Here is a 23756-nt window from a genome sequence, read left to right on the forward strand (position 1 = left end):
CTTGAAAACAGGGTGCTTTGCCACCCGCCCCCAATCCCAACCTCGGAAAGGTCACGCACATGGATGGTACATTTAGCGAAAACGATATCTCCCGTGTGGTCGAGGCAGATCGCGCGCACATCTGGCACCACCTCAGCCAGCACAAAGCCTATGAAACCACGGACCCACGGATCATTGTCGAAGGCAAAGGCATGCGTGTCTGGGACCAAAAGGGCAAAGAGCATCTGGACGCGGTGTCCGGTGGTGTCTGGACCGTCAACGTCGGCTATGGCCGTGAAAGCATTGCCAACGCCGTGCGCGACCAGCTGATCAAGCTGAATTATTTTGCGGGGTCTGCCGGGTCTATTCCGGGGTCGCATTTTGCGGAAAAGCTGATCGACAAGATGCCGGGCATGAGCCGCCTATACTATTGCAACTCCGGCTCCGAGGCGAACGAGAAAGCCTTCAAGATGATCCGCCAGATCGCCCACAAACGCTATGGCGGCAAGAAGCACAAAATCCTGTATCGCGACCGCGACTACCACGGCACGACCATCGCTTGTCTGTCTGCGGGCGGTCAGGAAGAACGCAATGCGCAATACGGCCCCTTCACCGACGGGTTCGTCCGCGTGCCCCACTGTCTGGAGTATCGCAAGTTCGAGCAAGACGGCGCGCCAGAGGATAACTACGGCGTTTGGGCCGCGGATCAGATCGAGAAGATCATCCTCGCCGAAGGGCCCGACACCGTGGGCGGGCTGTGTCTTGAACCCGTCACGGCGGGCGGTGGTGTTATCACGCCTCCGGACGGCTACTGGGAACGGGTGCAAGAGATTTGTCGCAAGTATGACGTGCTGCTGCACATCGACGAAGTCGTCTGCGGCATCGGGCGTACCGGCGAATGGTTCGGCTACCAGCATTTCGGCATCCAGCCCGATATGGTTACGATGGCCAAGGGTGTGGCCTCTGGCTATGCGGCGATTGCCTGTCTTGTGACGACAGAAGAGGTCTTTAACCTGTTCAAGGACGACGCTAGCGACCCGCTGAACTACTTCCGCGATATCTCTACCTTCGGGGGCTGCACCGCGGGCCCCACCGCCGCGATTGAAAACATGGCGATTATCGAGCGCGAAAACCTGCTGCAAAACACCCGCGACATGGGGCAATACATGCTCGAAGAGCTTGAAGAGCTGTCGGACAAATATGACGTGATCGGTCAGGTGCGCGGCAAGGGTCTGTTCCTTGGCGCAGAGCTGGTCCAAGACCGCAGCACCCGCGTTCCCGTTGTCGAAGCGCAGATTCAGGCGGTCGTCGCAGACTGTATGGCGCAGGGCGTGATCATCGGGGCGACCAACCGGTCGGTGCCGGGCAAGAACAACACGCTCTGCTTCAGCCCTGCATTGATCGCGAAGAAGGACGATATTGATCAGATCATCGCGGCTGTGGATGGGGCAATGGGTCGGGTGTTCGGCAGCAAATAGGCTGCCGCTCCGGCACTTTGTTGCCGATCAAAATAATCTTACTGGAACCAAACCCGTCACATAGCGTTAAGTACTGAAGCTAGTATGGAGTATATCATGAAAAAGCTACTTTTGGTCCTGCCTATGGTTGGCGCACTCGCCGCTTGCGAAACGCAGACTCAATCTTCTGTAACCGGCGCTGCTGCTGGTGCGGCTCTGGGTGCTGTCGTGTCGGGCGACGATGACAAAACCAAAGGCGCCGTTCTGGGTGGCTTGGCTGGCGCTGCTGCAGGTGCATACCTGGGCCGCGGCAAAAACGGCCAGTGTGTCTACCAGAACTCCGCAGGTCAGCGTTACACGGCTGCTTGCCCATAAGCGTTTTCTGCTCCCGAAGGCAGATATTCACATTAGGCCTCGGCGTTTCGCCGGGGCCTTTTTTATGCGCTGACCGATTGGCTGGGTCTTTGAAAAAAAAGGGCGGCTAGATGCCGCCCCGTCTTAACCGTGATTTTACCGCGCGATCAGTCAAGCAGACCCGCGTGCTTCAACCCGTGATCCACGAGCGCTTTGGTGGCATCGGTCAGCGGCACCAGCGGCAGGCGCACCTCGTCCGAGCACAACCCCAGACGCGCCATCGCGTATTTCACACCCACCAGGCCCGGCTCGGTGAAGATCGCGTTGTGCAGCGGCATCAGCTTGTCCTGGATTTTCAGCGCCGCGGCATAGTCCCCTGCAAGGCAGAACGCCTGCATCTGGCTTAGCAGCTTGGGCGCGACATTCGCGGTGACAGAGATACAGCCAACGCCGCCTTGGGCGTTGAACCCGTGCGCTGTGGCGTCCTCGCCCGAGAGCTGGACAAAATCCGGCCCGCACAGCATCCGCTGGTCACAGACCCGCGCCAGATCGCCGGTGGCATCCTTGACACCGATGATGCGCGGCAGCTTGGCCAGCTCCGCCATGGTTTCGGGCAGCATATCAACGACCGAACGGCCGGGGATATTGTAGATGATGATCGGCAGACCGCAGGCCTCGTGGATCGCGGTGAAATGCGCGATCAGACCGGCTTGGGTCGGCTTGTTGTAATAGGGCGTGACCACCAGAACCGCATCGGCACCGACGCTTTCGGCGTGTTTGGCCAGACGGATGCTTTCAGTCGTGTTGTTCGAACCGGCACCTGCAACGACGGGGATACGACCCGCGGCGGCTTTGACGACTTCTGCGACAACGGTTTCATGCTCGGCATGGGTCAGGGTGGGCGATTCACCGGTGGTTCCGACAGGCACCAGCCCGTTCGATCCTTCCGCGATGTGCCATTCCACCAGCTTCTTGAGCGTGGCCAAATCCAGCGCGCCGTCCGTGAACGGCGTGACGAGTGCAGGTAGTGAACCTTGTAGCATATGCACGCTCCTATTCTTGCGTTGCTGGGCAAGCGCCCAATTGCTGATAGCGGCAAGTTGAGTTGAAACCCCCGCGCCGCGCCGTATGTTGCAAGGCTGTAGCCTTTGACCAGTAGGAAATGCAAGTGATGAGACGCGCCTTGGCGACGCTGACGATGGTTTTTGCCCTCGCCCTTCCGGCCCATGCCGAAAGGCCGCGTCCGCTGGGATGGGCGATGGACGCCATGCGCGCGGGCAGCTGGGAGAATGCCGCCCTGATCGCGCGCCGTGACGGGGCCGTTGCGGTAGATGTGATCGAATGGCACCGTCTGCGCGCCGGACGGGGCACCTATGACGAGGTGACAGATTTCCTTCGCCGCCGCCCTGATTGGCCGGGCGAGGCCTATCTGCGCAGACAGTCCGAAGAGGCCGTGATCCGCGAGGGTGACAAGGCGATACTGGAGTTCTTTACCGGTCAGGGCCCGCAGACGCCCGAGGGTGTGCTGGCCCATGCCGCAGCGCTGCTGCGTGCGGATCGTCTGGGCGAGGCGCAGGCGCGGCTGGTGCTGGCGTGGCGTACCCTGCCCATGAGCGGGAATGATCAGGCAAAGTTCATTGACGCCCATGGGCCTTTGCTGAAACCGCACCACGCCGCCCGTCTGGACGAGATGCTATGGCAACGGGAACACGCCGAAGCCCGCCAGATGTTCGATCTGGTCAGTGATGCCGACAAGGCGCTGGCCGAAACCCGCATCGCCTTGCAAAATCTGGACGGCGACGTAAACGCCCTGATCGACGCGCTGCCCGCCAGCAAGGCCGGTGATCCGGGGCTACAGGCCGACCGCTTCGAATGGCGTATCCGCAAAGGCTACGGCGACAGCGCCAAGGATCTGATGCTGTCGCAATCGGTCAGCGCTGCGGCCCTTGGTCAGCCCGCCGCATGGGCCAACCGCCGCCGCGCGCTGGCGCGGGATGAAATGCGCAATGGCGATCCGGCGCGGGCCTATCAGATGGCGTCGAAACACTTCCTGTCCGAAGGGTCACATTTCGCGGACCTTGAATGGCTGTCGGGCTATATCGCCCTGCGGTTCCTCAAAGACCCCAAGCTGGCGCTTGGTCACTTTCAGGCCCATGACGGCGCGGTCGAATCCCCCATCAGTCAAGGGCGTGCGGGCTATTGGCAGGGCCGCGCGTATCAGGCCATGGGCGATGCCGAGGGCGCGGCCAAAGCCTATGCCCAAGGCGCGAAGTTCCAATCCTCTTTCTACGGTCTGCTTGCGGCAGAGCGGGGCAATCTGCCCTTCGACACAAGCCTTGCAGGCGCGCCCCCTGAACAGGACTGGCGCACATCGGCGCTGGCACAGGCACCGCTGTTTCAGGCGGGGCTGTTGCTGCAAGCCTCGGGCGAGCTGTCGACCGCCGAACGGTTCTGGACCCATCTGGCAGAGCAGCTGATCACCGAAGACGCTGCCCTTCTGGGACAGGCCGCGATTGACGTGGGCCAGCCGCATCTGGCCGTGATGATCGGCAAACGTGTGGCGCAACGGGGCATCACCATCGCCGGCCCCTATTACGCGCTGCATGATGCGATCAAGCTGGACCTGAACATGGCCCCCGAGATGGTGTTGGCCATCGCCCGCCGCGAAAGCGAATTCGATCCCGTGGTCCAAAGCCATGTGGGCGCACGCGGTCTGATGCAGCTGATGCCCGCCACGGCCAAGGATGTCGCGCGCGATCTGGAGATCAGCGCGCTGCACACCACCGACCGGCTGACCGCCGACCCGGAATACAATGCTTTGCTGGGGTCCGAATACCTGTCGCAGATGGCGGGCCGGTTTAACGGGAATGTGGTCATGGTCTCGGCCGCGTATAACGCGGGCCCCTCGCGTCCGACGCGCTGGATGGACACCTATGGCGATCCGCGCGAGGGCGACATCGATATCGTCGACTGGATAGAGATGATCCCTTTTCGCGAGACGCAGAACTATGTGATGCGGGTGACCGAAAGCCTGCCCGTTTACCGCGCGCGCATGGGCAAAAACCCCCTGCCCCAACCCTTTACCGAGGAACTAACGGGCACGACCCTTTTGCCGTTCGCGCCAAAAGGTGAATAGCCCCGCCGCGACGATCAGCGCCGCCCCGATGGCGACATTGGGGCGCACGGTTTCGCCAAAGGCGCTGATGCCGATGATCGCGGCAAAGACCAGTTGCAAATAGGCAAAGGGCTGCACCGCGCTCGCCTCGGCCACTTCGTAGCAGCGGATCAACAGCCAGTGACCCGTGACACCGGTGATGCACAGGCACCCCATGATCAGCCAGTCACTGGCGATCATCGGCTCCCAATACCACAGCCCCGTGGCTGTCATCGCCACTGACCCCGTGACGCCGGTCCAGAAAAAGCTGGTGGCGGTCTTGTCCTTGCGCCCGACATAGCGGGTCAGCAACCCGTAGACCGCGAACATCGCGGCCGCCACCAGCGGGATCACGGCGGCGGGGTCAAAGACGCTCATCCCCGGCTGCAGAATGATCAACACCCCGATAAAACCGACCCCGATCGCCGCCCATCTGCGCCAGCCGACACTCTCCCCCAGAACGGGGCCGGACAGGGCGGCAACCAGCAGCGGATAACAGGTAAAGACCGCGTGGCTTTCCACAAGGCCAAGGATCGTGAAGGCGACGATCATCACGCAGATCTCGGCCGCCAGCAGTAGCCCGCGGAATATCTGGAGCACCGGCTGGCTCGTCCGCGCCGCCGCCCGCAACCCGCCCGCATGGCGTTTGGCCAGCGCGATCACAAAGGCCGCGAAAAACCAGTAGCGGATCATCACCACCATCATCACGTTGTATTCAGACGCCAGATGCCGCGACAGCCCGTCCTGCACCGCAAACACAAAGGTCGTGATCACCATTAAGGTGATGCCAAGCGGGATATTGTTCGACTGCGCCGCAGCCGCCGCGCGGTTGGTGGCCATGCTCATACGCGCACAGCCCGCGTCATGTGTCGCTTGCGTCCATAGCCGGTCGTGCGCTCGACCGCGAAGCCCGCGCTTTCCAGCGCGCGACGGACCGCGCCAGCGGCGGTATAGGTCGCGGCCGTGCCAAACGGTGCCGTGTGCCGTGCTACATCGTGCAGCAGCTCCGGCTCCCACAGCTCGGGGTTTTTGGCGGGGGAAAACCCGTCAAGAAACCACGCATCCGCCAGCCCGTCCCACGCGGGCACCGCACGTCGCGCATCGCCAATCACCACGGTCAGCACCACATCGCCAAAGCGCATCTCTCCACCCTCGGGCGACCAAGCGTCCAGTAGCGCGTCGCGCTTGCCATCGAAGTCAGGAAAGGAACGATGCGCTTGGGCCATATCCTCGGAGGACATCGGGAAGGCTTCGAAGGAGGTGAAATGCAGCGTGCCCTTCGCGCCGTGCCGCGCCCACGCGTCCCAAGCCACGAGAAAGTTCAGCCCCGTGCCGAAACCCAACTCTCCGATGCGGAACCCGTCGCGGAAGCGGTTGGTCAGGTCATTCCCGTCGATAAAGACATGCTGCGTTTCCTCTACCCCGTTGTCGAGACTGAAGTACGGGTCGTCGAACTTGGAGGACACGGGCACACCGCTGTCTTTCCATTCGATATCAGCTGTCTGGTTCTCCATGGGATGGCCTTGTGCTATGGGCGATGCCGAACACTGCGCAAAAAGGGCAAGGATTGGCAATGGCCGAAATCACGATACGCGGCGCGGGGATATTCGGGCTATCCGTGGCATGGGCCTGCGTGCAACGCGGCGCGGTTGTGCAGGTGATCGATCCGAATGGGCCCGCCGCAGGCAGCAGCGGCGGCATCGTCGGCGCGCTGGCCCCGCATGTGCCTGAAAACTGGAACGCCAAGAAAGCCTTTCAACGCGACAGCCTGCTTATGGCCGAAGGGTTCTGGCAAGCGGTTGAACAAGCGGGTGGGGGGAACGCGGGCTATGCCCGCAAGGGGCGCCTGCAACCCGTGGCCGATGATGCGGCATTGGCACTGGCACAGCAGCGGGCCGAAACCGCCAAGGCGCTGTGGCAGGGTCAGGCCACATGGTCCGTGATCCGCGCGAGTGACACCCCGTGGCAGCCCGACAGCCCCACCGGCTGGCTGATCCACGACACGCTAAGCGGTCTGATCCACCCCCGCCACGCCTGCGACGCGCTGGTGCGGGCACTGGCGGCCAAAGGCGTGACGGTGCAGGCGGAAGGCGAAGATCGCGGACAGGTGCTGTGGGCGACGGGCGTCGCGGGGCTGACGCATATGACCGCCAATCACAGCCGTCTGGTCGGCGCAGGCGTCAAGGGTCAGGCCGCGCTGCTGGACTATGACGCGCGCGGCTTGCCACAGCTTTTTGCGGGCGGTGTGCATATCATCCCGCATAGCGACGGCACCACCGCCATCGGATCAACGACAGAGCGCGCGTATACCTCGCCCACCGAGACGGACGCGCAGCTTGATGACGTGATCGCCGCCGCACGTGCCGCGGTGCCCGTGTTGCAAGATGCGCCGGTGATCACCCGCTGGGCCGGGGTGCGCCCGCGCAGCCGCAGCCGTGCCCCGATGCTGGGGCCCTTGCCCGACGCTCCGGGGCAGTTCGTGGCCAATGGCGGGTTCAAGATCGGGTTCGGCATGGCCCCCAAAGTGGCCGAGGTCATGGCCGAGCTGATGCTGGACGGGCGCGATACCATCCCTGATGGGTTCCGCGTCGAAGACAACCTCTAGCGCCGCGGCGGCCCGTCAGCCCCCTAAGGCACCTCTTAAACGTAAAAGGGCCCCGGCAGATGCCGAGGCCCTTTCACGTTCATGTCGCCAAGGCTTAGGCAGCGTTTGGCAGGATCACGATTTCAACGCGGCGGTTTTGCGCTTTGCCCGCTGCGTTCAGGTTGCTTGCCACCGGCTGGCTTTCGCCACGGCCCACGGATTGGATGCGGCTGCCGGGAACGCCGTTCGACACCAGTACGTTCGCAACGGCGCGCGCACGGCCTTCGGACAGCTGCTGGTTATAAGACGCTTCGCCATCGCTATCGGTGTGACCGACGATTTGCAGCGTGGAGTTGCTGTAGACGTTCACGTTCCGCGCCAGTGCGGCCAGATCGTTTTGCATACCGGCCTGAACCTGCGTGCTGTCTGTCGCGAACAGGATGTCCTGCGGCAGGGTCACGATCAGACGGTCACCTGTGTTGGTGATGATCACGTCGGAATCCAGCTGACGGCGCAGGTCGGCCTCTTGCTTGTCCAGCGAATAGCCATAGCCAGCACCCAATGCACCGCCAGCGACCGCACCGGCCAAGGCACCTTGCGCACGGTTGCCGTCGCCTTTGGACAGCGCACCGATCACAGCACCGGTACCTGCACCGATCAGCGCACCGTTACGAGTGTTGGCGTTCGGGTCGTTGGGGTTGCCGCCAATCGGACCGGGTTCACAAGCAGCCAGCGCCAGAACGCTTGTCAGAGCTACAGCAATGGAGGTTTTCGAAAGTGTCATATCTTATTCTGCCTTTAAGTTGTGGCCCCGTTCGGGCGAGGCAATCGTCACATAACGCTTTACACCAGCCTTTGTTCCCGTTGAACCGGCAGCTTCAAACCCATAGGCAGCAACCCGCCGATACCCTCACGCGTCGACGCGGGCGGATTCAAAGGCCAGCATGGCGCGTTTGACCGGCAGCCCCCAGTGATAGCCCCCTAGCCCACCGGATTTGCGCAAGGCGCGATGGCAGGGGATCAACCAGCTGATCGGGTTACGCCCCACCGCCGTGCCCACAGCGCGGACCGCTTTAGGCGTGCCGATGGTCTGGGCGATTTCGGAATAGGTGGTCACATGTCCCGACGGGATCGCCAGCAAAGCCTCCCATACTTTGATCTGGAAGGGCGCGCCGATCAGATACATCGGGGCCTTGTCGGTCCCGTCTCCCTGTAGGCCAAAGGCAATCTGCACCCAGTCGCGCAGCACCGCCGGATCCTCGCGGAATGTCGCCCCCGGCCAGCGACGGCACAAATCCTCCATCGCGGCGTCGGTGCCCATCTCGGCCGAGAAAGCCAGCCCGCAGATCCCCCGTGGCGTGCCCATAACCAGTGCCGGGCCAAAAGGGCTGTCGAACCACCCCCACGAGATCACAAGCCCGTCCCCCTTGCGGGCGAAATCACCGGGGCTCATGGCCTCCCACCGCAGGAACATGTCGTGCAGCCGGCCAGAGCCGGACAACCCCAGCTCGTGCGCCGTGTCGAGCGTGGTAAAGCGGTCGCGCAGCAGCGATTTGGCGTGATCCAGCATCAGATATTGCTGATAGCGTTTCGGCGACACCCCCACCCACTGCGAGAAGAGCCGCTGGAAATGCGCCGGGCTCATCCCCATTTCGCCCGCGATCTGATCCAGCGCCAGCGGGTCGGCGGCGGCATCAATCAGATCAATCGCCCGCCGCATCACACCGTAGTGATAGGCGCTGCCCTCTGCGGTGGCGGCATCTTCGGGGGCGGTGGTTTCGGGCGTGTGCTGTGCATGTGTCATAGGGGCAGACTACGGCAGGCCCCGCCCCCGCGCGACCCGAAACATGCGCCAAATGACGCAGCCCCTGCCGCAGCGACGCCCGTAAAATCCGCCGCGCGCGGCTTGCCCTGAGAGGCGAAACCACGCATACCCTTGGCGCATGGCCAAAACCCTTGATTATCACACGATCCGCGAGATTTTCACCCGCTTTCAGGACGCCGAGGCGGAACCGAAAGGCGAGCTGGATCACACCAACGTCTATACGTTGCTGGTCGCTGTCGCGCTGAGCGCGCAGGCCACGGATGCGGGGGTAAACAAGGCTACCAAATCCCTGTTCGAGATCGTCGAGCACCCGCAGCAGATGCTGGACCTCGGGCTGGAAGGGCTGACCGAACATATCAAGACGATCGGCCTGTTCCGCCAGAAGGCCAAGAACGTGATGAAGCTGAGCCAGATTCTGGTGGATGACTATGACGGGGTCGTACCCAACAGCCGCGCGGCGCTGCAATCATTGCCCGGCGTGGGCCGCAAGACGGCGAATGTTGTGCTGAACATGTGGTGGCACTATCCGGCGCAGGCGGTGGACACGCATATCTTTCGCGTCGGCAATCGCACACGCATCGCCCCCGGCAAAACCGTCGATACCGTAGAACGCGCGATCGAGGATAATATCCCTGTCGATTTCCAACACCATGCCCACCACTGGATGATCCTGCACGGGCGATACCATTGCAAAGCACGCAAACCCCTATGCAGAACCTGCATCATCCGTGACCTTTGCCCCTATGAGGAAAAAACCGAATGACCCAATACGAAGTGGTTGGCATCGGCAACGCTGTTGTCGATGTGATCTCGCATGCGGATGACGCGTTTCTGCAAGATAACGGCATCGAAAAAGGCATTATGCAGCTGATCGAGCGTGACCGCGCCGAAAACCTGTATGCGACAATGCAAGACCGTCTGCAGACCCCCGGCGGGTCGGTCGCCAATACCATTGCGGGCATCGGCGCGCTTGGCTTGCCCACGGCCTTTATCGGGCGGGTGAATGACGATGATCTGGGGCAATTCTATGCCAAGGCGATGACAGACATCGGCATTGATTTTGTCAACGCGCCTGTGACCGGGGGCGAGAACCCGACCTCGCGCTGCATGATCTTTGTGACCCCGGACGGGGAACGCTCTTTGAACACCTATCTTGGGATCTCCACGGGGCTTACCTCGGACGACGTTCCGCAGGCGGTGGCCTCCAGCGCCAAGCTGATGTTCCTCGAAGGCTACCTTTTTGACCACGACGCCGGCAAAACCGCCTTCCGCGAAGCGGCGCGCGCGGCGACGGCGGGCGGCGGCATGGCGGGGATCGCGATTTCCGACCCCTTCTGCGTGGAACGCCATCGGGATGACTTCCTCGCGCTGATCGAAAACGATCTGGGTTACGTCATCGGCAACGAGGCCGAGATCCGCGCCCTGTGGGAAACCGACGATCTGGAAGACGCGCTGACCCGCACGGCGGCGATCTGTGACACGGTCGTCTGCACCCGGTCCGGCGACGGCGTGACGCTGATCCGCAAGGGCGAACGTGTCGACGTACCGGTGACCAAGGTGACCCCCGTGGATGCCACAGGTGCCGGCGATCAATTCGCGGCGGGGTTCCTCTATGGCATGGCCACGGGCCGCGACCTCGAGACATGCGGCAAGATGGGCAACATCTGTGCAGCCGAGGTTATCAGCCACATCGGCCCGCGCCCGCAGACCTCGATGATGGAGCTGTTCAAGGAAAAAGGGCTGGTCTGATGCTGACCGACGGATATCACGACGTACCGCTTGGCAAACTGGCGATGGTTGTCACACATCTTGAGATGCGCGAGGCCGCCCCCCTGCGGGATGTCCCCGCCCCCGAGGGCGTGACCCTGCGCGCATTGACCCCGACACTGGACTGGTACCGTGATATCTTTCGGCGGGTCGGACAGGATTGGCTGTGGTTCGGGCGGCTCACAAAAACCGACGCCGAATTGCAGGCGCTGTTGTCGAATGCGGACACGCAGTTTTTCACGCTGACCAAGGACGGTAGCGACGAGGCGCTGCTCGAGCTTAAGTTCACGGCTGATGGCACGTGCGAGCTGGCCTATTTCGGACTGACCCCCGCGCTGATCGGGTCGGGTGCCGGGCGCTACCTGATGAACCACGCGATCCGCGCGGCTTGGGCGCGGCCGATCTCGCGGTTTCATCTACATACCTGCACGCTCGACAGTCCGCAGGCGCTGTCCTTTTACATCCGCAGCGGGTTTACCCCGTTCAAGCGGCAGGTCGAGGTCGCGGATGATCCGCGGCTGATCGATCTGCTGGACAAGGACGCAGGGGCGCATGTGCCGACCATCGGCTAGCGCCCCCGTGGCTCACCCCATCCGTTCAGAGGCGTAAGACCCCGGCGAGGCAGGGAAGACCACCGTCTTGTTGCCATTCACAAACACGCGCCGGTGGATATGCGCGTGAATGGCCCGCGCCAATACCTGACTTTCGACATCCCGCCCGAGCGAGACATAGTCTTCGGCGGATTGCGCATGGGTGACGCGCACGATGTCCTGTTCGATGATCGGCCCTTCATCCAGATCGGCGGTCACGTAATGCGATGTTGCCCCGATCAGCTTGACCCCGCGCTGGAACGCTTGCTTATACGGGTTCGCCCCCTTGAAGCTGGGCAGGAAAGAATGGTGGATATTGATGATCCGTCCCGACATCTTCTGGCACATCTCGTCCGACAGGATCTGCATGTAGCGCGCCAGCACGATCAGCTCGGCCCCCGCGTCTTCGACCACAGCCATGATCCGCGCCTCGGCGTCGGCTTTGTTTTCCGGCGTGACCTTGATGCAGTGGAACGGAATGTCGTTGTTCACGACGACCTTTTGATAGTCCATATGGTTGGACACCACCGCGACAATATCGATCGGCAACGCGCCGATACGCCAGCGGTACAGCAAATCGTTCAGACAATGCCCGAAGCGCGAGACCATGATGACGACCTTCATCTTCACCGCCTCGTCGTGGAACTCATAGGCCATGTCAAAGGGCCGCGCCGCATCGGCAAAGCCGTCTGACAGGGTCGCCAGATCAACTTCGGCTTCGCTTTCAAAGCTGACGCGCATGAAGAAACCGCCGGTTTCCTTATCGTCGAACTGCGCACTGTCCGAGATGTTGCAGCCTTGATCGGCCAGATAATTCGCAATCGCCGCAACAACCCCGCGCGCAGAGGGGCAGGTCACGGTCAGGGCATATGTCTTCATCGGGATTTTTCCTGTGGCAAAGCGGTCCGACGTCGCGCGCCGATAGCCACCTGTTTCCTATCCGCCCCCGCCCCGTCAAGTTCGCGACAGCCGAAAAAGACACGCGACGCCCGCGCGGTCGGTCAAATCAGCACAATCGGTTTCCGATCATGCACATTGGCCCATATCCGCTACGCAATCGGGCAGACGGTGAACGCGGCCCGCCCCTTTGTCAGGCGTCGGCGAAATGCTCGACAAAGGCGTTGACCACAGCGGTATAGACCTCACGCTTGAACGGGACGATGTTGTCGACCAGTTCGCGCACCGGCAACCAGCGCCAGTCCGAGAATTCGGGGTGTTCGGTGTCCAGGTTGATCTCGTCATCCGACCCGTGAAAGCGCAGCAGGAACCATTTCTGCTCTTGCCCGCGGAACCGGCCTTTCCAGATGTTGGGCACCAGTTCGATCGGCAGGTCATAGGGCAACCAGCCCTCGGTCTGTGCCACCACCGTGACAGAACTTGGCGGGATGCCTGTCTCTTCCTCCAGTTCGCGCAGGGCGGCGACTTCGGCGTGTTCGCCCTTTTCGACGCCACCTTGCGGCATCTGCCATGCGTCCTGATCCCGGTCCCGACGTTGCCCGACAAACACATGCCCGTCGGCGTTGACCAGCATGACCCCGACACAGGGGCGATAGGGCAGTCGGGCGATTTCTTCTGGCGTCATATCGGGGGCCTTTCGCGGCAAGAGAAGTCATACCGGCGTTAGCACGAATCCCGCGCCCATGTATATTGGCTTACGCAGCGTTGTGCGTGACAGAACCGCAGGCTTGGGGTGAACTGCCGCACAGAACGGTCCAGTACCCTACATTCAGCCCTCGAAAGGTTTGCCAAATGTCCGACTATCCGCACCTGCTTGCCCCGCTTGATCTGGGGTTCACGACGTTGAAGAACCGCGTGTTGATGGGGTCTATGCACACCGGGCTTGAAGAAACACAGGACTGGAACCGCGTGGCCGAATTCTACGCTACCCGCGCGCGTGGCGATGTGGGGCTGATGGTGACAGGTGGCATCGGGCCGAACCCCGAAGGGTCGGTCGCGCATGGTGCCGCGATGATGCTGTCGCAAAAGGACGTGGACAAACACAGCATCGTCACCGACCGCGTGCATGAAGCAGGCGGCAAGATCGCGATGCAAATCCTGCACGCGGGTCGTTATGCCTTTAGCCCCGACTGCGTGGCCCCCTCGGCGATCAAATCCCCCATTTCGATGTTCGCCCCGAAAGAACTGGATGCGGAAGGCATCGAAAAGCAGATCAGCGATATCGCCGCCTGCGCCCTGCGTGCCAAACAGGCAGGCTATGACGGGGTAGAGGTGATGGGCTCCGAAGGGTATTTCCTGAACCAGTTCCTCGTCACCCACACCAACAAACGGACCGACGAATGGGGCGGGTCGTACGAGAACCGCATGAGGCTGCCAGTCGAGGTCGTGCGCCGCGTGCGCGAGGCCGTGGGCCCCGATTTCATCCTCATCTACCGTTTGTCGATGATCGACCTGATCCCCAACGGCTCTACCTTTGAAGAGGTCGTGCAGCTTGCCAAGGCGGTAGAGGCGGCAGGGGCCACGATCATCAACACCGGCATCGGCTGGCACGAGGCGCGCATCCCGACGATCCAGACCTCGGTCCCGCGCGCGGCCTTTGCATGGGTCACGAAAAAGCTGATGGGTCAGGTGAACATCCCGCTGATCACCTCCAACCGGATCAACACGCCCGAGGTCGCCGAAGAGGTGCTGGTGGACGGCTGCGCCGACATGGTGTCGATGGCGCGGCCCATGCTGGCCGATGCCGATTTCGTCGCCAAGGCCGCCGCCGGAAAATCGGCCGAGATCGCGCCCTGTATCGCCTGCAACCAAGCCTGTCTGGACCATACTTTTGGCGGCAAAATCTCGAGCTGTCTGGTCAACCCGCGCGCCTGCTACGAGACTGAACTGCGCGTCGATCCTGTTGACGCGGCCAAGACAATCGCCGTGGTGGGCGCGGGCCCTGCGGGGCTCTCTGCCGCCATCACCGCGGCAGAGCGCGGCCATAAGGTCACCGTCTTTGACCGCGCAGCCGAGATCGGCGGCCAGTTGAACCTTGCCAAGCAGGTCGCCGGCAAAGAGGAGTTCTGGGGCCTCGTCGACTGGTATCGGGAGATGGTCAAGAAATACGACGTCACCGTCAAGCTGAATACCGAAGTCTCGGCCAATGATCTGGGCGATTATGACGAGGTGATTATCGCCACCGGCGTTATTCCCCGCGACCCGCAAATCCCCGGTCAGGATGCGGGCAATGTGGTCAGCTATATCGACATCCTGAACGGCACCGTCACCGCTGGTCAGCGTGTCGCCGTCATCGGCGCGGGCGGCATCGGTTTCGATGTGTCTGAACATCTGGTGCATGACGGGGACAGCACCACCACCAACCTGCCCGAATGGATGAAGGAATGGGGCGTCACCGACCCCGCCGATCACCGCTCTGGCCTCGCGCCCGAAGGTCCGCAGCCGCACGCCCCCGCGCGCGAAGTGACCATGCTGCAGCGCAAGACCACCAAGGTCGGCAAGGGCTTGGGCAAGACGACCGGCTGGATCCACCGCGCGTCCCTGACCATGAAGAACGTGCAGATGATCGCGGGCGTCAACTACGAGAAGATCGACGCAGAGGGCCTGCACATCAGCTTTGGCGAAGCGCGTGAAAAGCCGCAGGTGATCGCGGCGGATACGATCGTGCTTTGTGCCGGTCAACTGTCGGACCGGTCGCTAGCCGACGCGCTAGAGGTCAAGGGCATCCCGTGCCATGTTATCGGCGGCGCGGATGTCGCGGCTGAACTGGATGCGAAACGCGCGATTGACCAAGGCACCCGTCTGGCCGCTGCGCTGTAAGGTATGTCGACCAGAATGGGGCAGGCTGTCGTGGCCTGCCCCGTCTTTCGCCCGCGCCACAAGGGCAGCACATCTTGCGCCTCCGCGCCGGTCTGTCAAAATGCCCGGATCAATAGATGTTTCAGGGTGTGGCCATGCCGATTTGCGTTTTCGATATCTTTGCCGATGGCACGACCCAAGTGCCCACCGACACGCATCTTACGGGGCCGGGCATCTACCGCTGGTGGCACTTTGATCTGGCCGACCCGATGCTTGAACCCTGGGTCCGCGAACACTTGCACGAAATCCCCGCCGGATCGCTGATCCAGAAACAGACCCGCCCGCGCTGTGACCGCTTTGAAGGCGGGCTGATCCTGAACCTGCGCGGCATCAATATGAACGAAGGGCAGGATGCCGATGAAATGGTATCGGTGCGGATGTATGTGGATTCCGACCTGCTGATCACCGTGCGCCGCAAGAAGGTCTTTGCCATAGACGCCATCCGCCGCGAGGCCGAAGCGCAAAAGGCCCCTCCCAGCCCTGCCGAGTTCCTCGAAGCGCTCGTGGGTCGCCTGACCCTGCGGGTGCAGGAACACGTTGCAACACTGGATGAACAGGCGGAGTTCTTCGAGGATGACCTGGAGGACAAGAACACCCCGATGCCCCATGAGCTGCCCGAAATCCGGCGCAGCGTGATCCGGCTGCGCCGCTATCTTGACCCCCAACGCGAGGCGCTGGCCAAGCTGGCCGCCTTTGACATCCCGCTGATCCCCGACGAAAGCCAGCTTGAGCTGCGCGAGCAGGCCAACAGCGCGCTGATCGCGGTAGAAGAGCTGGACGAGCTGCGCGACCGGCTGGTGTCGGTTCAGGAAGAGCACGACGCCAATATCGCGCAGCGCCAAGCGCGCCACGGCTATGTGCTGTCGGTCGCCGCGGCGATCTTTCTGCCGCTGGGGTTTCTGACCGGTCTGTTCGGCGTCAACGTCGCCGGGATGCCGGGGGTGGACCATCCTTGGGCGTTTACCATCCTCTGTCTCGGCATGGCGGGGCTGGCGCTGCTTATGTTTCTGGTCCTGAAACTGGTCCGCTGGATTTAGCCACTGCACGGCGCGCCCTGTTTCCCCGCCGCGAACGATCCCTATAAATACCTCTCCACTGTCTCACCGCTGCCGTGATCCTGCCTGATTTGGCCGCCATACCCTTTCCAGACGCAGATGATGAAAGGGGACGGGTATGGACCGCCTGACAGAGATGGAAGCATTCGCCACGGTCGTGGACCAGGGTGGCTTTACCGATGCGGCCAAGAAGATGGGTATCTCCAAATCCGCCGTATCCAAACACGTATCCTCGCTTGAAGCGCGGCTTGGGGCGCGGTTGCTGAACCGCACGACCCGCCGTGTCAGCCCGACCGAAATCGGGCTTGCCTATTACGACCGCGCCCGCCGCGTGCTGAATGACGCGGGCGAAGCCGATGCGCTTGTGACCTCTATGCAATCCGCGCCCTCGGGCCTTTTGCGGATCTCGGTCGCAACGGACTTTGGCGTGAACCATCTGTCACCCGCCCTGTCCGAGTTTCTGGCCGATTTCCCCGATATCACCGTCAACATGGTGCTGAACAACCGCTACGTCGAACTGATCAGCGAAGGTTTCGACATGGCCGTCCGTATCGGTGAGCTGGAAGACAGCACCCTGCGGGCCCGCAAGCTGACCGAGACGACCAAACGCATGATCGCCTCCCCCGCCTATTTCGAGAAATACGGCCGCCCCGAAAAGATCGACGATCTGAACGATCACAAGCTGTTGCATTATTCCAACCAGTCCAGCGGCAATATGTGGAAGCTGACCTCGCCGTCGGGCGAAAAGCGTCAGGTGCGCACCGCTGGCTGGCTGTCGGTGAACGATGGGCAATCGCTGCTGAACGCCGCCATCTCTGGCCTTGGCATCGCCTACCTGCCGAGCTTTCTTTATGCCGACGCGATGGAAAAAGGGCTGGTCGAAGACGCGATCCCTGATCTCCCGCTTGAGACCCAAGGCATCTACGCCGTCTATCCTCCGGGCCGGTTCACCCAGCCCAAGGTGCGCGCCTTCATTGATTTTCTAGCCCATACCTTTGCCGAAAAAGGTCCAACGGACTGGTAACACGAGATCACCAACTGCCCTCGGTGAACTGAGCCCACATGTGGCTGCCCCCGCTCCCTTTTCAGGGATGCGGGGATTTTTCTGTTCGGGGTCAGGGCGCGGGTAAAAGCACGGCCTCGACCCGTCGATTGGCGTCGCGCCCCGCTTTGGTCTGGTTGGACGCGATTGGCGACAGATAGCCCATGCCCTGCGCCTCGATCCTGTCGCCCGAGATGCCATGCGCCGTGATCAGCCGTCGCCGCACCGCCGCCGCGCGGCTTCGCGACAGGGCAATATTATTTTGCAGCCCGCCGACGCTATCGGTGTGGCCCACCAGAACAATCCGCAGATCGGGCTGGTCTTTCAGCACCGCCGCCAGATTGGCCAGCGCATCAAACTCCCCCTGCCCCAAGGCCGCGGTGCCGGTGCCGAAATCAAGCGCCGCCAGCACCACATGGCCGGTATTCTGCAACGCCGCAGCCATCTCTGATTGGCTTTGCGCGGGGGTATCGGGGGCCAAGGTCTGGGTGTCTTCCGCCACCTCTGGCACCGACGGGCTGGACGCCTGGCCTTGCGCATCCGCCTCAACGATCTGCAGATAGGCAGAGGTATCGGTTGTGCTGACCAGAAGGGTCGCAACGGCGTCAGGTGATTGCAGCGACCCTTTGACGGCGGTGACAAACTGGTACTGGCGCAGATCGACATACATGTTCGGCGCGGGCAGTGTTTCGATCGCAAAGCGGAAATCGAAACCGCCGCAGACCTCGGCGCTGCAATCCAGAACGATCCTGTAGCCTGCGTCCTCTAGCTGGGTGCGCAGGGGCCGCATAATCTGTAGGGGCGTGAGGCCCGGAGCCTCTAACCGCCAGGCAGAGCGCGCAACTGCGCCCTCGACCTTGACGCTGGCAAAGCCGCCGTTCTCAAAGGCAGAGGTCGGGGCAAGATAGCTGTCAGGGTCGGTATCGCGGGTCACGGTCTGCCGCGCCGCAGCGGGCAGCGACAGGTCCAGCGCATGGGCCGTGCCCGCCAGTAAAAGCCAGATCAGCCCGGCACGCCAGAGGATCATCTGAATTGCGCGTGGTAAGCGTCGTTCGGTTTCATTTCGGTCGCGCTGGCGACGCGGTTGGTCATATTGAAGAACCCCGTGACCGACGCGATGTCAAAGATGTCGCGGTCGGAAAAGCCCACATCGCGCAGCGCCTGACGGTCCGCCTCGGTGGTTTTAGCGCTTGCGACGGTCAGGTGTTCGGCAAAAGCCAGCATCCCGGTTTGGCGTGCATCCAGATCAGCCACGCGCCAATTCATCACCATCTGTTCCCCAAGGATCGGATTGCCCGACAGTTGCCGCACCGCCGCGCCATGGGCCGTCAGACAATAGTAGCATTTGTTCACGGACGACACGACGACCGCAATCATTTCGCGTTCCAGCTTTGAAAGGTTCGACGCGCCCAGCATCAGGTCGTTGTACATCGCGGTAAAGGCATTCAGCTTGTCGATGTCAAAGGCATAGGCTTGCAGCACATTCGGCACCATCCCCAGCTTTTCCTGACAGACATCAAAGTATTTCTGCGTGTCCTCGGGCAGCGGATCGACCATCGGCAGGTTCAGGGCAGTGGGGGCATCATGCGCCATGGGGCGGCTCCTTCAGTCAGGGGATTGACGGTAATGATAGTGCCCTACCAGATCAAAGCCCAGTCCTTGATACAGGCGGTTCGCGGCCGCGTTCGCCTTTGTGCAAAGAACCGCCACCTGCGTCGCCCCCTGCGCCTGCGCCCAGAAACCGGCGCTGCGCATCAGCCATTTGGCCACACCCTGCCCGCGCTGGTGTTCCAGCACCTCGACCGCATGGACCATGCACACGCCCTCATGCAGCGCGGCAAAGGCGACGCCACCGGGCATCTCGTTCCAGCGGGTCAGGATCGCGGTTTTGGTCGCGGCGCGGTGCATCACGTTGATCCGTTCAGGGCCCACGCCGCCCTTGGCCCAAATCTCTGTCATGATGGCCAGCGGCTCCCATATCTGGAAAGCGGTCACCCGCGGCATCGGCACATCGGTCAGCTTGCCGACCGGCGCGATATAGACATTCACCGGATCGACGATGTCATACCCGCGCGCGGCCAGTTCTGTATCCAGCGTGTCGTCGCCGTCGCGGATCATGAAGATCGGGCGCTGGTCCATGGCGTGCATCGCGGCCTCGGCCTGACCGATATCCGCATTGGGTTCGGCCATCGTCGCGGCAGAGACGCGTTTGCCCCCGCCCTGCCCGTCCCGCAGGGTCCAGCCGGTTTCGGTCCAGATTTTCGCGGCGGGCCATGTGTGGTCGATGACCTGATATAGCTGCGCCAGATCGGTCACGGGAACACCTGCGCGAGCTTTGCCATCGCCGCGTCGACCTCGGCCTGATCATTGCCACGGATCACGATATGCGCGCCGTATTTGCCATCTTTCTGGAAGGGGTAGGACCCGATAGAGAGGTTGGGATAGCTATGCGCCAACTCTCCCAACGGTCCGGCGATGTCGCCCTCTCCCCGTTCGATGCGATGGGTGGCGCTGATCAGGGGAGCCCCACCGGTCAGGGTTGGCAGAACGCTGGCGACCATCGCCTCGAACACGGCGGGGACGCCGGCCATGACATAGACGTTTTCCAGCTTGAACCCCGGTGCCGCCGACACGGGATTGTCGATCAGCGTGGCATCATCGGGGATACGCGCCATGCGCAGACGGGCGGCGTTCAGCTCTGTCGCGCTTTTGGCGTAGTGGTCGGCCAGAATGCTGCGGGCATCCTCGCGCACGTCGATATGCTTGTTGAACGCAGCGGCGATGCAATCGGCGGTGATGTCATCATGGGTCGGCCCGATGCCGCCGCTGGTGAACACGCTGTCATAGACGCGCGACAGTTCCTGCACGGCGGCAATGATCGTGCCGTTTTCATCCCCCACCACACGGACTTCTTTCAGGTCGATCCCGACGCTGGTCAACTGCCCCGCCAGATGGTGCATGTTTGAATCGCGGGTGCGCCCCGACAGGATCTCATCGCCGATGACGATCATCGCAGCAGTGGGGTTGGGCATGGCTGTCTCCTTGAGGGGCCGTTGATTGAGGTATAGGTCACCCCCCATGCGCTTTCAAACCGAACTTGTCCCCGCCCGCCTGATCCGCCGCTACAAACGGTTTCTGGCCGATTGCCAGCTTGAGGACGGCACCGAGGTGACGGCTCATTGCGCCAACCCCGGGTCGATGATGGGACTGGCCACAGCGGGCATGAAAATCTGGCTTGAGCCCAATGATGACCCCAAGCGCAAGCTGAACTACGGCTGGCGGCTGGTTGACCACGAGAACGGGCATTTCACCGGCGTCGATACCGCGCTGCCGAACCGTGCGATCAAGGCCGCGTTAATGGATCGGCAGATCGCCCCGCTCGCGGGCTACACGACCGTGCGACCCGAGGTGAAATACGGTGAAAACTCGCGCATCGACTTTCTGCTGGCCGAGCCCGGCCTGCCCGACGCCTATGTCGAGGTGAAATCCGCCACCCTGTCGCGGCGCGAGGGGCTGGTCGAATTCCCCGACAGCGTGACCAAACGCGGCGCAAAGCATCTGGGTGAGCTGGCGCAGATGGCACGGGACGGGCACCGCGCCGTGCTGCTGTATCTGGTGCAGCGGACCGATTGCAGCGCCTTTAGCGTGGCGGCCGATATCGATCCTGCCTATGCCGCCGCTTTTGCCGACGCCCGTGCTGCGGGGCTGGAAACCCATGTCATCGGCACCCATATCAGCCCCCTTGGGGTCAGCGTTGCGGGCGCAATCCCCCTAATCGACCCGCCTGCACTGGCTCTTGGGGGCCAAGCGGGTTAGACAACACCAAATTCATATGACGGAGACAGCGGTGATGAACGAACACCGAGGACGCCAGACCAAAGATGGCATTCGCATTTACGACCCCTCGGATTTCGCGGGGATGCACGCGGCGGGCAAGCTGGCGGCGCAAATCCTTGATGACATCGCCGAACATGTGTTTGTCGGACAAACCACAGGTGCCATTGACGGTGTGATCACGCAGATGATCGAAGACGCCGGCGCGAAGTCTGCCACCATCGGGTATAAGGGCTATCAACACGCCAGCTGTATCTCGCTGAACCATGTCGTCTGCCACGGCATCCCCGGTGACAAAAAGCTGAAGGATGGCGACATCCTGAACATCGACGTCACCGTAATTGTCGATGGCTGGTACGGAGATAACTCGCGCATGTATGTCGCGGGCAAGCTGTCGCGCAAGGCAGAGCGGTTGATCAACGTGACCCATGACGCGCTGATGCGCGGGATCGAGGTCGTGAAGCCCGGCAATACCTTTGGCGACATCGGCCACGCGATCCAGACCTTCGCGGAATCCCACCGGATGAGCGTTGTGACAGATTTCTGCGGTCACGGGTTGGGCCGCGTGTTCCACGCACCGCCAAACGTGCTGCACTATGGCCGCCCCGGCACCGGTGCCGTGCTGGAACCCGGCATGTTCTTTACCATTGAACCGATGGTCAATCTGGGCCGCGCAGAGACCAAGGTCTTGGCCGATGACTGGACAGCGGTCACCCGCGACAAATCCCTGTCAGCGCAGTTTGAACACTCTATCGGCGTGACCGAAACCGGATACGAGATCTTTACCGAATCCCCCGCCGGTATGTTCCACCCGACCTATAGCCAGGGCTGATCCTCAGCCCCGGCGCTTGGCCAGCTTCAGCTCGATCACGGCCCACAGCACGCTGCCTGCATAGGCAAAGCAGCAGATCACCAATGTGGCCCAGGGGAAGCTGACCAGGCAGGCGATAAAGCCGGTAAAGAAGATCAGGAAATAGGTCACGTTGGCGCGCGAGAAGCTGACCGATTTGAACGACCACGTGGGGATGCGGCTGACCATGACCCAGCCGACCAGCACGATATAAAGGCTGGATACCACGTCGGGCAGCGCGGCACCGGGGCCGAAGGCATAGGGCAGATAGATCGGCAGCATCACCAGCATTGCACCTGCAGGCGACGGCACACCGGTGAAATAGCCGCCATCGTCCAGCGGGTCTTTGGTCCGGGAATCGACGTTGAACCGCGCCAGCCGCATGACGCAACAGATCGCAAAGACCAGAACCGCCAGCCAGCCCGCGCGATAGGAATCCTGCAGCCCCCAGAAATACACCACCAAAGGCGGGGCAACGCCGAAGTTCACAAAATCCGCAAGACTGTCGAGCTCGGCCCCGATCTTGCTGTTGAAACCCAGATAGCGCGCGGTGCGCCCGTCCATCCCGTCAAGGATACTCGCCAGCGTGATCAGCGCCACAGCCAGCGCGATATTCCCCTCGGCGGCGAAACGGATCGCGGAAATACCGGCACAGATCGCGGCAATCGTCAGCATGTTGGGCAACAGCTGTAGCAACGAGAATTCGGTTTTCGTCTTATCCGGCGCGACGGGGGGATGATCGGTCATCTCAGGAAAGCTCTGCCAGCACGGTTTCGCCTGCGACCATCGTCTGGCCGATGCTGACGCGCGGGGTGACTCCCTCGGGCAGGTAGACATCGACGCGCGATCCAAAGCGGATCAGACCAAAGCGTTGACCCGCCTGCGTATGCGCGCCCTTCTTGGTGAAACACACGATACGACGCGCTACCAGACCGGCGATCTGGACGGCGGCGACCTCGCGACCGTCGGCCATCTTGATGCGCAGGCTGTTGCGTTCGTTATCCTCGCTCGCCTTGTCCAGCGAGGCGTTGAAAAACTTGCCGGGGCGGTAAGCGATTTCGGTGATCTCGCCCGCGACGGGGGCGCGATTCACGTGGCAGTTAAATACGTTCATGAACACGCTGACCCGTGTCAGCGGCGTGTCGGGCATTCCCAACTCTGCGGGGGGCACGGCAGGTTCGATCAGCGATACGATGCCATCGGCAGGGCTGATGACAAGGTTATCGCCCTTGGGTGTCACCCGCTCAGGGTCACGGAAAAAGTAGTAGCACCAGACGGTTGCGCCGACACCGAGCCACCCTAGTGGTTCAGCGATGATAAAAAGCACCAGCGTGATCGCGGCAAAGATCGCCACGAACTTGCGCCCCTCGGGGTGCATCGGCTTGATGAAGGTGCTGGTCATGCTCAGGCTCATGGCGGTCTACTTTCCTTTACGTCTTTGTTAGCACA

Annotated in this window: 25 protein-coding genes; 12 read left to right on the forward strand and 13 right to left on the reverse strand. The window is 62.1% G+C overall.

Annotation, left to right across the window (positions count from 1 at the left end):
- The first annotated feature begins 59 nt into the window (after positions 1 to 59).
- Both IV89_RS15350 and IV89_RS15355 read left to right on the forward strand, forming a co-directional pair.
- On the forward strand, positions 60 to 1457 hold the full coding sequence (locus IV89_RS15350) for an aminotransferase class III-fold pyridoxal phosphate-dependent enzyme (protein ID WP_037943060.1): 1398 nt from the start codon (positions 60 to 62) through the stop codon (positions 1455 to 1457).
- Between the two features lie 96 nt (positions 1458 to 1553).
- Entirely contained in the window at positions 1554 to 1811 is a 258-nt protein-coding gene (locus tag IV89_RS15355; protein WP_037944890.1) for a glycine zipper 2TM domain-containing protein, read from the forward strand.
- A 146-nt stretch (positions 1812 to 1957) separates the two neighbouring features.
- Here the strand turns inward: IV89_RS15355 and dapA are convergent, their stop codons facing one another.
- Entirely contained in the window at positions 1958 to 2833 is an 876-nt protein-coding gene (dapA, locus tag IV89_RS15360; RefSeq protein ID WP_037943059.1) for a 4-hydroxy-tetrahydrodipicolinate synthase, read from the reverse strand.
- Positions 2834 to 2952: 119 nt separating this feature from the next.
- Between dapA and IV89_RS15365 the strand changes: the two genes are divergently transcribed.
- Positions 2953 to 4926: a transglycosylase SLT domain-containing protein gene (locus IV89_RS15365; RefSeq protein ID WP_081858765.1), complete on the forward strand. Its 1974-nt coding sequence runs from the start codon at positions 2953 to 2955 to the stop codon at positions 4924 to 4926.
- Here IV89_RS15365 and IV89_RS15370 read toward each other — a convergent pair.
- Both IV89_RS15370 and mnmD read right to left on the reverse strand, forming a co-directional pair.
- Positions 4882 to 5790, reverse strand: a complete 909-nt coding sequence (locus IV89_RS15370) for a DMT family transporter (protein WP_051577598.1) — start codon at positions 5788 to 5790, stop codon at positions 4882 to 4884. The genes IV89_RS15365 and IV89_RS15370 overlap by 45 nt on opposite strands.
- Entirely contained in the window at positions 5787 to 6458 is a 672-nt protein-coding gene (mnmD, locus tag IV89_RS15375; RefSeq protein WP_037943053.1) for a tRNA (5-methylaminomethyl-2-thiouridine)(34)-methyltransferase MnmD, read from the reverse strand. Before mnmD ends, IV89_RS15370 begins: the two co-directional genes overlap by 4 nt.
- Positions 6459 to 6517: 59 nt before the next feature.
- Between mnmD and IV89_RS15380 the strand changes: the two genes are divergently transcribed.
- Complete coding sequence (locus IV89_RS15380; RefSeq protein ID WP_037943050.1) at positions 6518 to 7549, forward strand: FAD-binding oxidoreductase; 1032 nt, start codon at positions 6518 to 6520, stop codon at positions 7547 to 7549.
- 94 nt (positions 7550 to 7643) lie between these two features.
- Here the strand turns inward: IV89_RS15380 and IV89_RS15385 are convergent, their stop codons facing one another.
- Together IV89_RS15385 and IV89_RS15390 are read right to left on the reverse strand one after the other, a co-directional pair.
- Complete coding sequence (locus IV89_RS15385; protein WP_005851133.1) at positions 7644 to 8312, reverse strand: OmpA family protein; 669 nt, start codon at positions 8310 to 8312, stop codon at positions 7644 to 7646.
- 126 nt (positions 8313 to 8438) lie between these two features.
- The gene (locus tag IV89_RS15390) at positions 8439 to 9332 is read right to left on the reverse strand and encodes a bifunctional helix-turn-helix domain-containing protein/methylated-DNA--[protein]-cysteine S-methyltransferase (RefSeq protein ID WP_037943047.1); all 894 of its coding nucleotides are present in this window, start codon (positions 9330 to 9332) and stop codon (positions 8439 to 8441) included.
- 139 nt (positions 9333 to 9471) lie between these two features.
- On the opposite strand from IV89_RS15390, the gene nth reads away from it, so the two are divergent.
- Genes nth through IV89_RS15405 form a run of 3 tightly spaced genes read left to right on the forward strand, consistent with a single transcriptional unit; the run spans position 9472 to position 11692 of the window.
- A complete protein-coding gene (gene nth, locus IV89_RS15395; RefSeq protein WP_037943046.1) occupies positions 9472 to 10116 on the forward strand; it encodes an endonuclease III in 645 nt (214 codons plus the stop codon).
- Positions 10113 to 11102 (forward strand): adenosine kinase, encoded by a 990-nt coding sequence (locus IV89_RS15400; protein WP_037943043.1) that lies wholly within the window; start codon positions 10113 to 10115, stop codon positions 11100 to 11102. Before nth ends, IV89_RS15400 begins: the two co-directional genes overlap by 4 nt.
- Positions 11102 to 11692 carry a GNAT family N-acetyltransferase gene (locus tag IV89_RS15405; protein ID WP_037943042.1) on the forward strand — a complete coding sequence of 197 codons (591 nt, stop codon included), beginning with the start codon at positions 11102 to 11104 and terminating at the stop codon, positions 11690 to 11692. Before IV89_RS15400 ends, IV89_RS15405 begins: the two co-directional genes overlap by 1 nt.
- A gap of 12 nt (positions 11693 to 11704) precedes the next feature.
- Here the strand turns inward: IV89_RS15405 and purU are convergent, their stop codons facing one another.
- A complete protein-coding gene (gene purU, locus IV89_RS15410; protein ID WP_005851123.1) occupies positions 11705 to 12589 on the reverse strand; it encodes a formyltetrahydrofolate deformylase in 885 nt (294 codons plus the stop codon).
- A 211-nt stretch (positions 12590 to 12800) separates the two neighbouring features.
- Positions 12801 to 13292, reverse strand: coding sequence for an RNA pyrophosphohydrolase (locus IV89_RS15415; RefSeq protein WP_005851121.1), 492 nt, complete (start codon positions 13290 to 13292; stop codon positions 12801 to 12803).
- A 167-nt stretch (positions 13293 to 13459) separates the two neighbouring features.
- On the opposite strand from IV89_RS15415, the gene IV89_RS15420 reads away from it, so the two are divergent.
- The 3 genes from IV89_RS15420 (at position 13460) to IV89_RS15430 (ending at position 17605) form a co-directional block, all read left to right on the forward strand.
- Complete coding sequence (locus tag IV89_RS15420; RefSeq protein WP_037943040.1) at positions 13460 to 15487, forward strand: NADPH-dependent 2,4-dienoyl-CoA reductase; 2028 nt, start codon at positions 13460 to 13462, stop codon at positions 15485 to 15487.
- Between the two features lie 116 nt (positions 15488 to 15603).
- Positions 15604 to 16563 (forward strand): zinc transporter ZntB, encoded by a 960-nt coding sequence (locus tag IV89_RS15425; protein WP_107277665.1) that lies wholly within the window; start codon positions 15604 to 15606, stop codon positions 16561 to 16563.
- A 136-nt stretch (positions 16564 to 16699) separates the two neighbouring features.
- Complete coding sequence (locus IV89_RS15430) at positions 16700 to 17605, forward strand: LysR family transcriptional regulator (protein WP_005851116.1); 906 nt, start codon at positions 16700 to 16702, stop codon at positions 17603 to 17605.
- A gap of 91 nt (positions 17606 to 17696) precedes the next feature.
- Here the strand turns inward: IV89_RS15430 and IV89_RS15435 are convergent, their stop codons facing one another.
- Genes IV89_RS15435 through IV89_RS15450 form a run of 4 tightly spaced genes read right to left on the reverse strand, consistent with a single transcriptional unit; the run spans position 17697 to position 20655 of the window.
- Entirely contained in the window at positions 17697 to 18650 is a 954-nt protein-coding gene (locus IV89_RS15435) for an OmpA family protein (protein WP_037943038.1), read from the reverse strand.
- Positions 18647 to 19216: a peroxidase-related enzyme gene (locus IV89_RS15440; RefSeq protein ID WP_037943036.1), complete on the reverse strand. Its 570-nt coding sequence runs from the start codon at positions 19214 to 19216 to the stop codon at positions 18647 to 18649. Before IV89_RS15440 ends, IV89_RS15435 begins: the two co-directional genes overlap by 4 nt.
- A gap of 12 nt (positions 19217 to 19228) precedes the next feature.
- The gene (locus IV89_RS15445; RefSeq protein ID WP_037943034.1) at positions 19229 to 19939 is read right to left on the reverse strand and encodes a GNAT family N-acetyltransferase; all 711 of its coding nucleotides are present in this window, start codon (positions 19937 to 19939) and stop codon (positions 19229 to 19231) included.
- A complete protein-coding gene (locus tag IV89_RS15450; RefSeq protein WP_037943033.1) occupies positions 19936 to 20655 on the reverse strand; it encodes a molybdopterin-binding protein in 720 nt (239 codons plus the stop codon). The genes IV89_RS15445 and IV89_RS15450 overlap by 4 nt, the downstream gene beginning before the upstream one ends.
- Before the next feature lie 46 nt (positions 20656 to 20701).
- Here IV89_RS15450 and sfsA point away from each other — a divergent pair, with 46 nt between their 5' ends.
- On the forward strand, positions 20702 to 21439 hold the full coding sequence (gene sfsA / locus IV89_RS15455) for a DNA/RNA nuclease SfsA (protein WP_037943032.1): 738 nt from the start codon (positions 20702 to 20704) through the stop codon (positions 21437 to 21439).
- Between the two features lie 34 nt (positions 21440 to 21473).
- Positions 21474 to 22289, forward strand: coding sequence for a type I methionyl aminopeptidase (map, locus tag IV89_RS15460; RefSeq protein WP_037944888.1), 816 nt, complete (start codon positions 21474 to 21476; stop codon positions 22287 to 22289).
- 3 nt (positions 22290 to 22292) lie between these two features.
- On the opposite strand, the gene pssA is transcribed toward map, so the two are convergent.
- A complete protein-coding gene (gene pssA, locus IV89_RS15465; protein WP_037943030.1) occupies positions 22293 to 23054 on the reverse strand; it encodes a CDP-diacylglycerol--serine O-phosphatidyltransferase in 762 nt (253 codons plus the stop codon).
- 1 nt (position 23055) lies between these two features.
- Positions 23056 to 23715 carry a phosphatidylserine decarboxylase gene (locus IV89_RS15470; RefSeq protein ID WP_174226618.1) on the reverse strand — a complete coding sequence of 220 codons (660 nt, stop codon included), beginning with the start codon at positions 23713 to 23715 and terminating at the stop codon, positions 23056 to 23058.
- Positions 23716 to 23756 lie beyond the last annotated feature (41 nt).

It is taken from the genome of Sulfitobacter sp. CB2047, from assembly GCF_000735125.2.
GTDB lineage: Bacteria > Pseudomonadota > Alphaproteobacteria > Rhodobacterales > Rhodobacteraceae > Sulfitobacter > Sulfitobacter pontiacus.

Excerpts from the sequence above, each read along its gene's own strand:
- IV89_RS15435 (WP_037943038.1), bottom strand. The coding sequence starts at position 18,650 with ATGATCCTCTGGCGTGCCGGGCTGATCTGGCTTTTACTGGCGGGCACG.
- mnmD (WP_037943053.1), bottom strand. The coding sequence starts at position 6,458 with ATGGAGAACCAGACAGCTGATATCGAATGGAAAGACAGCGGTGTGCCC.
- IV89_RS15365 (WP_081858765.1), top strand. The coding sequence starts at position 2,953 with ATGCAAGTGATGAGACGCGCCTTGGCGACGCTGACGATGGTTTTTGCC.
- IV89_RS15415 (WP_005851121.1), bottom strand. The coding sequence starts at position 13,292 with ATGACGCCAGAAGAAATCGCCCGACTGCCCTATCGCCCCTGTGTCGGG.
- IV89_RS15425 (WP_107277665.1), top strand. The coding sequence starts at position 15,604 with ATGTTTCAGGGTGTGGCCATGCCGATTTGCGTTTTCGATATCTTTGCC.
- map (WP_037944888.1), top strand. The coding sequence starts at position 21,474 with ATGAACGAACACCGAGGACGCCAGACCAAAGATGGCATTCGCATTTAC.
- IV89_RS15380 (WP_037943050.1), top strand. The coding sequence starts at position 6,518 with ATGGCCGAAATCACGATACGCGGCGCGGGGATATTCGGGCTATCCGTG.
- IV89_RS15385 (WP_005851133.1), bottom strand. The coding sequence starts at position 8,312 with ATGACACTTTCGAAAACCTCCATTGCTGTAGCTCTGACAAGCGTTCTG.
- IV89_RS15355 (WP_037944890.1), top strand. The coding sequence starts at position 1,554 with ATGAAAAAGCTACTTTTGGTCCTGCCTATGGTTGGCGCACTCGCCGCT.
- dapA (WP_037943059.1), bottom strand. The coding sequence starts at position 2,833 with ATGCTACAAGGTTCACTACCTGCACTCGTCACGCCGTTCACGGACGGC.
- IV89_RS15350 (WP_037943060.1), top strand. The coding sequence starts at position 60 with ATGGATGGTACATTTAGCGAAAACGATATCTCCCGTGTGGTCGAGGCA.
- nth (WP_037943046.1), top strand. The coding sequence starts at position 9,472 with ATGGCCAAAACCCTTGATTATCACACGATCCGCGAGATTTTCACCCGC.
- purU (WP_005851123.1), bottom strand. The coding sequence starts at position 12,589 with ATGAAGACATATGCCCTGACCGTGACCTGCCCCTCTGCGCGCGGGGTT.
- IV89_RS15400 (WP_037943043.1), top strand. The coding sequence starts at position 10,113 with ATGACCCAATACGAAGTGGTTGGCATCGGCAACGCTGTTGTCGATGTG.
- IV89_RS15420 (WP_037943040.1), top strand. The coding sequence starts at position 13,460 with ATGTCCGACTATCCGCACCTGCTTGCCCCGCTTGATCTGGGGTTCACG.
- IV89_RS15370 (WP_051577598.1), bottom strand. The coding sequence starts at position 5,790 with ATGAGCATGGCCACCAACCGCGCGGCGGCTGCGGCGCAGTCGAACAAT.
- pssA (WP_037943030.1), bottom strand. The coding sequence starts at position 23,054 with ATGACCGATCATCCCCCCGTCGCGCCGGATAAGACGAAAACCGAATTC.
- IV89_RS15405 (WP_037943042.1), top strand. The coding sequence starts at position 11,102 with ATGCTGACCGACGGATATCACGACGTACCGCTTGGCAAACTGGCGATG.
- IV89_RS15390 (WP_037943047.1), bottom strand. The coding sequence starts at position 9,332 with ATGACACATGCACAGCACACGCCCGAAACCACCGCCCCCGAAGATGCC.
- IV89_RS15440 (WP_037943036.1), bottom strand. The coding sequence starts at position 19,216 with ATGGCGCATGATGCCCCCACTGCCCTGAACCTGCCGATGGTCGATCCG.
- sfsA (WP_037943032.1), top strand. The coding sequence starts at position 20,702 with ATGCGCTTTCAAACCGAACTTGTCCCCGCCCGCCTGATCCGCCGCTAC.
- IV89_RS15450 (WP_037943033.1), bottom strand. The coding sequence starts at position 20,655 with ATGCCCAACCCCACTGCTGCGATGATCGTCATCGGCGATGAGATCCTG.
- IV89_RS15430 (WP_005851116.1), top strand. The coding sequence starts at position 16,700 with ATGGACCGCCTGACAGAGATGGAAGCATTCGCCACGGTCGTGGACCAG.